The organism is Janthinobacterium sp. GW822-FHT07H10, assembly GCF_058798675.1.
In genome coordinates this window covers 18,288-27,653 of record NZ_JBXAKS010000024.1, presented here as the reverse complement: position 1 = coordinate 27,653, position 9,366 = coordinate 18,288, and the positions used below count along the sequence as shown (strand labels likewise).

Below are 9,366 nucleotides of genomic sequence, written 5' to 3'. Positions count from 1 at the left end.
ATAGCTCAGTTGGTAGAGCGACGGACTGTTAATCCGCAGGTCCCTGGTTCGAGTCCAGGTCGGGGAGCCAGAATTCGGAAGGCCATGTTGAAAAACATGGCCTTTTTTGTTTTGCGCCCCGGCGACAGGGCCTTCCGGTGCGTTTGCGCGTTTTGCGCTATCCTGAGTGCATCACTTCAGGAGCGCCATCCCATGACTTGTACCTCTGCCTTGCGCCATATCGTCCTGTGCGACTTCCTCGATGCCATCACGCCTGCCAAGCACGCGGAGCTCATCTATGAGTTTTCGCAGCTGAAACACCGCATACCTGGCGTGCGGCAATTCGAATGGGGGGCGAATGTCAGCCCGGAAGGCCTCGACGATGGCTACACCGATTGTTTTACGCTGACCTTTGAGGGGCCGGCCGCGCGCGACGCCTACCTGACGCATCCCGCGCACCTGGCCTTCGTCGAGTTGCTCAAGCCATGGCTGGGACGGGTGCTGGTGGTTGACTATATCGCGCAGGAAAATCCTGGCTGAACGGTGTCCATGGCCCTGGGCGAGAAAAAATGGACATTTTCGCAGGGGAAATCTAGACATGCGGGAGTTTGCCCTATAGAATGCGGCCTCTTTTCCCTGATAGCTCAGTTGGTAGAGCGACGGACTGTTAATCCGCAGGTCCCTGGTTCGAGTCCAGGTCGGGGAGCCAGAACATGCAGCAGCAGAAAGCCCAGCCTTGGACGGTTGGGCTTTTTGCATTTCAGGGCCGGTTGCGGGCGCATGGCGGGCCTTGCGCGCCGACTCTTGATCCATCGCACAGCGCGCCAGGCATCCGCGACTAAGCTTGAGGAATCGGGGCGCCGGCACGTGTGTCATCGCCTGCATTGCAACTTCCTGGGGAGGCTGACATGGATGACATGGCAAGTGCCGGATCGGCAACGGTCGTGCTCGTGCATGGCGGCTTTGTCGATGGATCGGGCTGGGAAGGCGTCTACGGGGCACTGCGTGCAGCGGGTTGTCGCGTGTCCATCGTGCAGAATCCAACGATCTCGCTGGCAGACGATGTTGCCGCCACCAGGCGGGTCATTGCCGCGGCGCCCGGCGCCGTGATCCTCGTTGGGCATTCCTATGGCGGCGCCGTCGTCACGGAAGCGGGCAACGATGCCAAGGTCAAGGCATTGGTCTACATCGCGGCGTTCGTGCCGGATCAGGGCGAGTCCGTCGACGCGCTGTTTCAACATGCCCCACCCGGCGCGCCGCTGCCGCCCATCCTGCCGCCACGCGACGGTTTCCTCTTGCTCGACCAGAAAAAGTTTGCGGCAGCGTTCGCGGCCGATGTGCCCAGGGACAGGGTCAGCTTCATGGCGGCATCGCAAGTGCCCTGGGGGATGGCCGCATTGACCGGGGTGGTGGCGGTGCCAGCGTGGAGGAGCAAACCGAGCTGGTACCTGGTCGCCACCGAGGACAGGATGATTGCACCGGCGATGCAGCGCGATATGGCCCGGCGCGCGGGTTCAGCCGTGGTCGACGTCCCAGCCAGCCACGCCGTCTACATATCCCAAGCGGATGCGGTGGCGTCACTGATCGGGAAGGCCGTTGCGGGCATTGCCGAGGAGTAAGTCGGAAGTGCCAGCGCCAGGCACCAGCTCCGGAAAATGGCCTCAGGGCCAGCACCGGGGCCGGTTGCTGACCCCGGGCGCTTATCCGGAGTTGGCCGCCGTATCCAAGGTCTTGATGATGGCTTCCTGAAACTTTACAGGCTCATCCTGGTGAATTTGATGGCCGGAATGGTCAAAGAAAAATAGCCCCTTCTTGGGCGCCTTCAATGTCTCGAAATACGCTTGCGTGATCCTGGTCGAGGTCTGGATATCGTTTTTGCCGACGAAGAAATACACGGGGCAGTCAACGCTCTTCAAGGTCTTGGGCAGGTCAATGTTCATGACCTCGTTCCACACGGGGGACCAGGTTTTCGACCATTGCAGGAAGCCCGTCTTGAAACCCGCGCTGGTCGCGAATGCCTTGCCATCCTTGTAAAAAAGCCATTTCCTTAAATAAAACATGCCTTCGTCATTTTCAAAGGGAATGTTGACGCTGTTCAATTCCTGGCTGGCGAGGGCATTGTCCTTGAAATGCTCTTTCAAGGCTTTCAGCAATTCTTTCTCGCTTTCCAGCTGGCTGACGACAGGATTCGAGGCGAAATAGGCATGCAGCAGTTCCGGGTGATGCTTGACGATATAAAAGCCCAGGACGTTGCCCCAGGAGCTGCCCAGCAAGTATATTTTTTCCTGCTTTAATTGCTTCCTCAGGAACTGTATGACTTGATACGTGTCCTGTTCCATCTGCCCGACGGACGGTTGTGTTGGCGAGGGATTCAGTTGCAATGTTTTGCCGGCGTCGCGCTGGTCCCATTGGACGATGGTAAATCTGCTTTTCAGGAGCTTGCTAAAGGTATCCGCGCCCTTGATCATGGAGCTTCCCGGGCCGCCCGATAAAAACAGGAGCACGGGTTTGCTGGCGTCATCCGTCTTGATTTCCACAAGCTGTTTTATTCCGCCAATGTCGGGTGTCAGGGTGGTGGTGACTTCAGCGGAGACGGGTTTCGCGTCTGCTGTCGTTTGCGCCTTGCATCCATAAAATGGGATGAGGGCTGCAAGGAAAACTACCAATGTCATTTTTTTTATCATGGTTGAAAGATCAGTTTCAGGTTGGTCACGTCGGCGCATTCCACGCCGCATTTGAGTAATTTCCTATCGCACGCCAGACCCATCAGCCTGGCATGGTCTCCATCGGGTGCTTCGAAAAATCTCCTTCTCAGAAAATGACATGCATAAAAATCAGGGGCTTGCGTCGTGACGTTGCGCAAGTCGGAGGCGCAGCGCTTCCAGTGCCCGATAGCCGGGCTGCAGCCGGGCCGCGATGTCCGCCAGGCTGTCGTCGGCCGGCGCGTGCGGATCGCCATGGTAGGCCGTGCCATATTTGGCATGCACGCCGCCGCGCTCGCGCATCGCCTGCAGCTGCGCCGCCGTGGGGGTAATGCCGAAACGCGACAGCAAGTCGCTGAACACGATGCCAGGCAATTGACTGTAGTTAATTAAATGCAGCTGGCGTGCGGCCGCGTGCGGCTGGGCGGCGGTAAACAGGCCGGACAGCACCAGGCCCGCATAGCCATCGAGGTCGCCCGGTGCCAGCTGGTGGGCGGGCAGCGGCAGCTGTGCCGGATGCAGCATGCCGGGCACCATCTGCGGTCCCCGCTGGCGCTGGTGCGAGGCCAGCACCGCTTGCGGCTCGCGGTACAGGAACAGGCAGGGCGTGGCGGGAAACGCTTGCCGCAACAGGGCCAGGCTGTGGATATGCCAGCAATCGAACTTGATGAAACAGTGCGTTTCGTCGCCATTGCGGCGCTGGCCCAGCGCCAGCATGGCCTGGCGCAGCAGGGTGATGGTGTCCGTGGCGTCCGCGCCATCGTGATGCCGGCGCAGCAGCGAGTCGACGATGGGCGGCTCCGACATCACTATGCACTGTGGCAACGCTGCCAGCAGTTGGGTCAGCAGGGTCGAGCCGCAGCGCGAGACGTGGAAGATGAAGGCGTCGGGCGCCAGGCAATCGTCGAGGCTGGCCAGCGCCGCCAGGGGTGTGCGGCACACGCGACGCTCTGCGGTCGGCTGGCGTGCCAGGGTGTTGACAAAGAAAGCATCGCTGAAGCGCTGCCGGCCCAGGTCGCGCCAGCAGACGGATGCGTCGCCGCTCTGCGCGTCGCGCTCCACGGACAGGGGATACCAGCCACGCAAGTCCATGCCTGCATGCCATGCCACCGCCGCACCCCTGGCCAGCAGGCGCTCCTGGCCGGCTAGGCCGTACTGGACGCTCATGCCGCCATGCCGGCCAGTGCCGCCAGTTCGCCGGCCAGCGCCAGGGTGACGGGCGTAGCGGCCTCGCGCAGGCGGGCGATGACATCGCGCACATTGCCATCGTTGATGTTGGGATCGCCATATTTGGCGGCCGCCTTCGGCACGAAGCCCGCTTCGGCGAACAGGGCCGTCAGCCAGGCGTTGGTGATGCAGTCGATGACCAGATGGATGCGCGGCGTCGCACCGCCGTTGTGTACGGCGTGCAGGCAGCTGGCATCCATGTACCAGGCGTGGCCTGCCGTGAAGTGCACGCTCTCGCCATCAATGCTGAACAGCACTTGCGGCGAGGTGTGGATGGGGATGTGGATGCGCGTGAGGCCGTCCTGCAGCGCCGTTTTGGCGTCGCGGTGGGCGTGGATGGCGGCGCCAGGCGCCAGCGCCATCAGGCGCGCGGCGCTGATGTCGCAGGCAAAGCTGCACAGCACGTCCTGCAGATAGGGGCAGCGCGCCAGCTGCGGCGTGGCGGCGTACGCGACGCCATCGATGGGCATGATGTGGCGCGCCTCGCCGCCTGCCGAGCGCAACGGCACGCAGCTCCAGCCCTTGTCGTAGGCGTCCGTATTGAAATGGTTGATCCATTCAGCCGCGGCGAACTGGTCGCTGTCGCCTTGCAGGCGCGCCACGTCGAAGGAAAGGGGCAGGCGCAGCCAGGTGCTGGGCGCGCCCGGTGTGTTCGCGGCCGCCATTATTGCGCGCTCCATGCCAGCTGTTCCTGTACCTCGTTTTCGCCGCGCAGGTGAAAACCCAGCTGCTGGTACAGCTTGCGCGCGGCGCCGTTGCTTTTGTTGACGGCAAGGTGGATGTGCAGCCGGTGCTGCGCGGCTTGCGCCTGCAGGCCGCGCAGCACGGCGCTGCCGGCACCGTGGCCGCGCGCCGCGGGCACGATGGCGATATCGATCAGGTGCAGCACGTCGCCCTGTTGCTCGATGATCAGGCGGCCGATGGGCGTGTCGCCATGTTCCAGCACCAGGTAGACGGCTTGCGGATACGTCTGGCGATAACCGTGGCTTTGCATGGTGCGCTGCATGGCGATCAGTTGCTCGATCAGGGCGGGGGCGGCCGGCATCTGGCGCAGGTCGTCGCGCGTGGAACCGTATAGCGCGGCGGCAAAGTCATCGTCATCGTCGCGCTGGGCGCGCAATCGATACGGGGCGGGCAAGCTGGCGAGGGCGGAAAACGGCAGGGTGTGCATCGATGCTCCGGTATGTTCTTGCGGGTGCTACACATTAACAGGCGTATATCTTTGCTATGCTGCCAAGTTTTAAGCGGACTTGCAATCATTTCAAGGACGCAGCCTGCATTCCGTCCTTATCCCTGCCATGCTGCGGCGCCGTGCATGAGGTCGATGCGGCGTCTGCGCCAAGCGCCGCGATTGTTGCGCGAAGCGCCGAGGCTAGCTCCCGGTAGTAATACTACATTGGCAAACAATTTACTTATGTAGGATAATGACGAGACGAATTGCATTTGCTCAAATGTGATTTAACGCAACCATCCAAGTCAACAAAACAACAAGTCTTGCGGGAGTCTCGTCTCATGAACCATCCAGGCAGCGAACCATCTGCAGCATCCCCCTCCATTTCCAGAATCAGCCGTCGCCACGCCCTGATCGGCCTGGCCGCCTTATTGGCGCAGGCCGGGTTCTGGAGCAATCCATTGTCCGCCGCCATGCCGGCGCCGGCCAGCGCGCCTGCCGCCGGCCTGGCGCCGGGCAGCATGCTGTTCTACACGCTGTCGCAGACGATCACCGGGCACCGCGATTTGTCCGCCGGCACGGCGGCGCGCATCGAGCAAGCCATGCGCACGAATGTGCCCGGCTTTGCCGACCGTTTGCCGCGCCTGGGCGCGCTGCTCGTCACGGGCCAGGAAGCGCAAACCCTGCTGGCCGCCGCCTCTGCCGCCGATGCGGGTTTGCGCGAGCTGGCGCTGGCCATCGTCGCCGCCTGGTACACGGGCACCGTGGCCGGCAACGCGGCGCAGGGCACGCAGTCCATCGTCGTCGCGTATGCGGAAGCACTGATGTACCGCACGGTGGCCGATGGGCAAGTGGTGCCCACGTATTGCAATTACGGCCCCCTGTGGTGGCTGAAGGCGCCGCCAGCCGTGCGCGTTGCCGCCCCCGTGGCGCCGAAACCCGTGCCCGCCCCGGCCACCACCGGCACTCCCGAACCGAAAGGCAAGCAAGCAAAATGAAATCTCCCCAATTCAAGAGTAATGGCGACGTCGTCGCCGATGTCGTCATCGTCGGTAGCGGCGTGGTTGGCGCCATGATGGCCGACCAGCTGGCCGCGCAAGGCCATTCCGTGATCATGCTGGAAGCAGGCCTGCGCATCGAGCGGGGGCAAGCCGTGGAAAACTGGCGCAACATGCCGTTCGAGAACCGCGTCGGTTCCGACTTCCAGGGCCTGTATCCGCAGGCGGACAACGCGCCCGCGCCCCTGTATTTCCCGAAGAATAACTACGTGGAATTGTCCGGCCCCAGCGGCAGCAGTTTCCAGCAGGGCTACCTGCGCACGGTGGGCGGCACCACCTGGCACTGGGCCGCGTCGTGCTGGCGCCACCTGCCGTCGGACATGCGCATGAAAAGCGATTACGGGGTAGGGCGCGACTGGGCCATTTCCTATGACGAGCTGGAGCCGTACTATTGCCGCGCCGAGCAGGAAATGGGCGTGGCCGGTCCCAACGATCCTGCCCTGCAGTCGCCCAGCGAACGCAGCGCGCCGTACCCGATGGACATGGTGCCCTGGGGCTATGGCGACAAGCGCTTCGCCGAAGTGGTCAACCCGCACGGCTACCGCTCCGTGCCGATTCCGCAAGGGCGCTCGACGCGTCCGTGGCAGGGCCGTCCCACTTGCTGCGGCAATAATAATTGCCAGCCGATTTGCCCCATCGGCGCCATGTACAACGGCATCCACCACGTGGAACGGGCCGAGCTGAAAGGCGCGGGCGTGCTGGCCGAGGCCGTCGTCTACCGCATCGACACGGACCAGAACAACCGCGTGACGGCCGTGCACTGGTATGACGCCAAGAAACAGTCGCACATGGCGACGGGCAAGGCCTTCGTCATCGCCTGCAACGGCATCGAGACGCCGCGTTTGCTGCTGCTGGCGGCCAACCAGAATAATCCGAACGGCATCGCCAACAGTTCCGACCAGGTGGGCCGCAACATGATGGACCATTCCGGTTTCCACTGTACCTTCCTCGCCAATGAGCCGATCTGGACGGGCCGCGGTCCGGCGCAGAGCAGCTGCCTGGTGGGGCCGCGCGACGGCGCCTTCCGCGCGCAGTATTCGGCCAACAAGATGATCCTGAACAATATCACCAGGGTCGGGCCTGCTACCCAGCAGTCGCTGAAACTGGGCCTGGTGGGCAAGGACCTCGATGACGAGATCCGCCGCCGCGCCGCGTTCGGCGTGGACTTGTCGATCAGCCTGGAACCCTTGCCCGAAGCGCATAATCGCTTGACCTTGAGCAAGACGCGCAAGGACCCGCTGGGCCTGGCCTGTCCCGACATTTATTACGACGTGGGCGACTATGTGCGCAATGGCGCCAAGGCCGCGCACGCGCAGCTCGAGCACATCGGCAAGCTGTTCGGCGCCGTCGAGTTCAACATCACCAGCAGCCTGAACGCGAATAACCACATCATGGGTGGCGTCATCATGGGTTCGAACCGCGCCGATTCCGTCGTCGACGGCAACTGCCGCGCGCACGACCATGCCAACCTGTGGCTGCCCGGCGGCGGCGCCATGCCGTCGGCCAGCGTTGTCAACACGACCCTCAGCATGGCCGCCCTCGGCTTGCGCGCGGCCGACGACATCGCCCGTACGCTGGCAAGGGAGGCCGCATGATGCGCCGCCTGCCTCTGCACCTCTCCTTTGTCCTCGGCCTGGCGTTGCTGGCCGGCGGCGCCATTGCTGCCGTGCCCGCATCCGTGCCGGCCTCGGCGCCGCCCGTCACCCTGACGCCGGACCGTCCGGCCGCGCCTGCCGCAGTCGCTGCAGCCGGCCCCGATGCGCGCCTGGAGCGGGGGCGCTACCTGGCCATCGCCGCCGACTGCATGGCGTGCCATACGGCCGCCGGCGGCAAGCCGTATGCGGGCGGCTACGCCATCGACTCGCCGCTGGGCACGATTTACGCGACGAATATCACGCCGTCGAAAAAAGGCGGCATCGGCCACTACAGCGAGGCCGAGTTTGCGCGCGCGCTGCGCGAAGGCGTGCGGGCCGACGGCAGCCACCTGTATCCGGCCATGCCCTACACCAGCTACGCGCAGCTGACGGATGCGGACGTGGGCGACCTGTATTACTACTTCATGCAGGCCGTCCAGCCGGTCGACGAGCCGGCGCGCCAGACGGCCCTGCCATTCCCGTTCAATGTGCGCCTGTCCATGCTGGGCTGGAATACCTTGTTCCTCGACAATAAGCGCTTCGTGCCCGATCCGGGCAAGAGCGCGCAGATCAACCGCGGCGCCTACCTGGCCGAAGGGCTGGCGCACTGCAGCGCCTGCCACACGCCGCGCAATATGCTGATGGCCGAAGTGGGCAGCCAGAGCCTGGCCGGCGCTGCGCTCGGTTCCTGGCATGCGCCCAACATCACGTCGGACAAGGTCAGCGGCATCGGCGCCTGGACGGATGCGGAACTCACGGCTTACCTGAAGACGGGTCACGTTGAAGGCAAGGGCCAGGCGGCGGGCGGTATGGCCGAAGCCATCCAGAACAGCCTGCAATTCTTGCGCGACGACGACGTGGCCGCCATCGTCGCGTGGCTGCGCACGGTGCCGCCCGTGCGCGCGCCGGGGCAGGCCAGGGCCGCCTTCAGCTACGGCAGCGCGGCCAGCGAGGAAGCCGTGCTGCGCGGCACGGCCAGTTCCACCGAGCACCATTCGCTGAACAGCGGCGCCGTGCTGTTTTCCGGCTATTGCGCCAGCTGCCATTCGGCCAGCGGCGCCGGCAGCACGGGCCAGGCCTATCCGGCCCTGTTCCACAATACGGCCACGGGCGGCGCCACGCCGGCGAATCTGGTGTCGGCCATCCTGTTCGGCGTCGAGCGCAAGATCGAGGGTGAAGAGCACGAAGCGTTCATGCCCCGTTTCGACCGGCGCTCGTACGTGCAGCCGTTGACGGATGAGCAGATCGCGTCGATCTCCAACTACGTGCTGAAGCAGTACGGCAACCCGGACGTGACGGTGACGCCCGCCTACGTGGCGCAGGCGCGCAGCGGCGGCGACAAGCCCGTGCTGGCGCGCATGCAACCGTTCATGCTGCCGGGCGGCGTGGTGGGCATCTTGCTGCTGATCGCGCTGTTCGTGTGGCTGCGCCGGCGCCGCCAGCGCAATGCTTGAGCGCCGGAGCGGGGGAGAAACGGCGCGGAATATGAGCGTTAGGCGCAACTTGCAGTAAAATGCAGGCTGAAAAATGGTTACGAGCAATCGTAGCCATTTTTTATTCTGGCCCGATCCTGGCGATTGTTTTCGCCTCATTTT

General features: G+C 63.8%; 9 protein-coding genes and 1 tRNA gene. 6 read left to right on the top strand and 4 right to left on the bottom strand.

The genetic code is table 11. From position 1 onward, the window contains the following. The first annotated feature begins 192 nt into the window (after positions 1 to 192). From AC1RDJ_RS27850 to AC1RDJ_RS27840, 3 genes are all read left to right on the top strand, one after another. Positions 193 to 519 carry a Dabb family protein gene (locus tag AC1RDJ_RS27850; protein ID WP_071322725.1) on the top strand — a complete coding sequence of 109 codons (327 nt, stop codon included), beginning with the start codon at positions 193 to 195 and terminating at the stop codon, positions 517 to 519. A gap of 93 nt (positions 520 to 612) precedes the next feature. Further along, positions 613 to 688, top strand: a tRNA-Asn gene (locus AC1RDJ_RS27845). A 199-nt stretch (positions 689 to 887) separates the two neighbouring features. Then, positions 888 to 1,598, top strand: coding sequence for an alpha/beta fold hydrolase (locus tag AC1RDJ_RS27840; RefSeq protein WP_493029370.1), 711 nt, complete (start codon positions 888 to 890; stop codon positions 1,596 to 1,598). Positions 1,599 to 1,679: 81 nt separating this feature from the next. On the opposite strand, the gene AC1RDJ_RS27835 is transcribed toward AC1RDJ_RS27840, so the two are convergent. The 4 genes from AC1RDJ_RS27835 to AC1RDJ_RS27820 all read right to left on the bottom strand — a co-directional run bounded on the left by AC1RDJ_RS27835 (position 1,680) and on the right by AC1RDJ_RS27820 (position 5,079). Then, the gene (locus tag AC1RDJ_RS27835; RefSeq protein ID WP_493029369.1) at positions 1,680 to 2,702 is read right to left on the bottom strand and encodes an alpha/beta fold hydrolase; all 1,023 of its coding nucleotides are present in this window, start codon (positions 2,700 to 2,702) and stop codon (positions 1,680 to 1,682) included. Positions 2,703 to 2,813: 111 nt separating this feature from the next. Then, positions 2,814 to 3,848, bottom strand: a complete 1,035-nt coding sequence (locus AC1RDJ_RS27830) for a hypothetical protein (RefSeq protein ID WP_493029368.1) — start codon at positions 3,846 to 3,848, stop codon at positions 2,814 to 2,816. Further along, positions 3,845 to 4,588: an aspartyl/asparaginyl beta-hydroxylase domain-containing protein gene (locus AC1RDJ_RS27825; RefSeq protein WP_493029367.1), complete on the bottom strand. Its 744-nt coding sequence runs from the start codon at positions 4,586 to 4,588 to the stop codon at positions 3,845 to 3,847. The genes AC1RDJ_RS27830 and AC1RDJ_RS27825 overlap by 4 nt, the downstream gene beginning before the upstream one ends. Next, on the bottom strand, positions 4,573 to 5,079 hold the full coding sequence (locus AC1RDJ_RS27820) for a GNAT family N-acetyltransferase (protein WP_083411681.1): 507 nt from the start codon (positions 5,077 to 5,079) through the stop codon (positions 4,573 to 4,575). Before AC1RDJ_RS27820 ends, AC1RDJ_RS27825 begins: the two co-directional genes overlap by 16 nt. A gap of 341 nt (positions 5,080 to 5,420) precedes the next feature. Here AC1RDJ_RS27820 and AC1RDJ_RS27815 point away from each other — a divergent pair, with 341 nt between their 5' ends. From AC1RDJ_RS27815 to AC1RDJ_RS27805, 3 genes are read left to right on the top strand one after another with little or no spacing between them, the layout of a single operon-like run. Further along, positions 5,421 to 6,077: a sugar dehydrogenase complex small subunit gene (locus tag AC1RDJ_RS27815; protein ID WP_493029366.1), complete on the top strand. Its 657-nt coding sequence runs from the start codon at positions 5,421 to 5,423 to the stop codon at positions 6,075 to 6,077. Continuing rightward, a complete protein-coding gene (locus AC1RDJ_RS27810) occupies positions 6,074 to 7,732 on the top strand; it encodes a GMC family oxidoreductase (protein WP_071322730.1) in 1,659 nt (552 codons plus the stop codon). Before AC1RDJ_RS27815 ends, AC1RDJ_RS27810 begins: the two co-directional genes overlap by 4 nt. Beyond that, positions 7,729 to 9,225: a c-type cytochrome gene (locus AC1RDJ_RS27805; protein WP_493029365.1), complete on the top strand. Its 1,497-nt coding sequence runs from the start codon at positions 7,729 to 7,731 to the stop codon at positions 9,223 to 9,225. The genes AC1RDJ_RS27810 and AC1RDJ_RS27805 overlap by 4 nt, the downstream gene beginning before the upstream one ends. Positions 9,226 to 9,366 lie beyond the last annotated feature (141 nt).

Coding starts and splice junctions, on each gene's coding strand:
- AC1RDJ_RS27850 (WP_071322725.1), top strand. CDS start 193: ATGACTTGTACCTCTGCCTTGCGCCATATCGTCCTGTGCGACTTCCTC.
- AC1RDJ_RS27840 (WP_493029370.1), top strand. CDS start 888: ATGGATGACATGGCAAGTGCCGGATCGGCAACGGTCGTGCTCGTGCAT.
- AC1RDJ_RS27835 (WP_493029369.1), bottom strand. CDS start 2,702: ATGCGCCGACGTGACCAACCTGAAACTGATCTTTCAACCATGATAAAA.
- AC1RDJ_RS27830 (WP_493029368.1), bottom strand. CDS start 3,848: ATGAGCGTCCAGTACGGCCTAGCCGGCCAGGAGCGCCTGCTGGCCAGG.
- AC1RDJ_RS27825 (WP_493029367.1), bottom strand. CDS start 4,588: ATGGAGCGCGCAATAATGGCGGCCGCGAACACACCGGGCGCGCCCAGC.
- AC1RDJ_RS27820 (WP_083411681.1), bottom strand. CDS start 5,079: ATGCACACCCTGCCGTTTTCCGCCCTCGCCAGCTTGCCCGCCCCGTAT.
- AC1RDJ_RS27815 (WP_493029366.1), top strand. CDS start 5,421: ATGAACCATCCAGGCAGCGAACCATCTGCAGCATCCCCCTCCATTTCC.
- AC1RDJ_RS27810 (WP_071322730.1), top strand. CDS start 6,074: ATGAAATCTCCCCAATTCAAGAGTAATGGCGACGTCGTCGCCGATGTC.
- AC1RDJ_RS27805 (WP_493029365.1), top strand. CDS start 7,729: ATGATGCGCCGCCTGCCTCTGCACCTCTCCTTTGTCCTCGGCCTGGCG.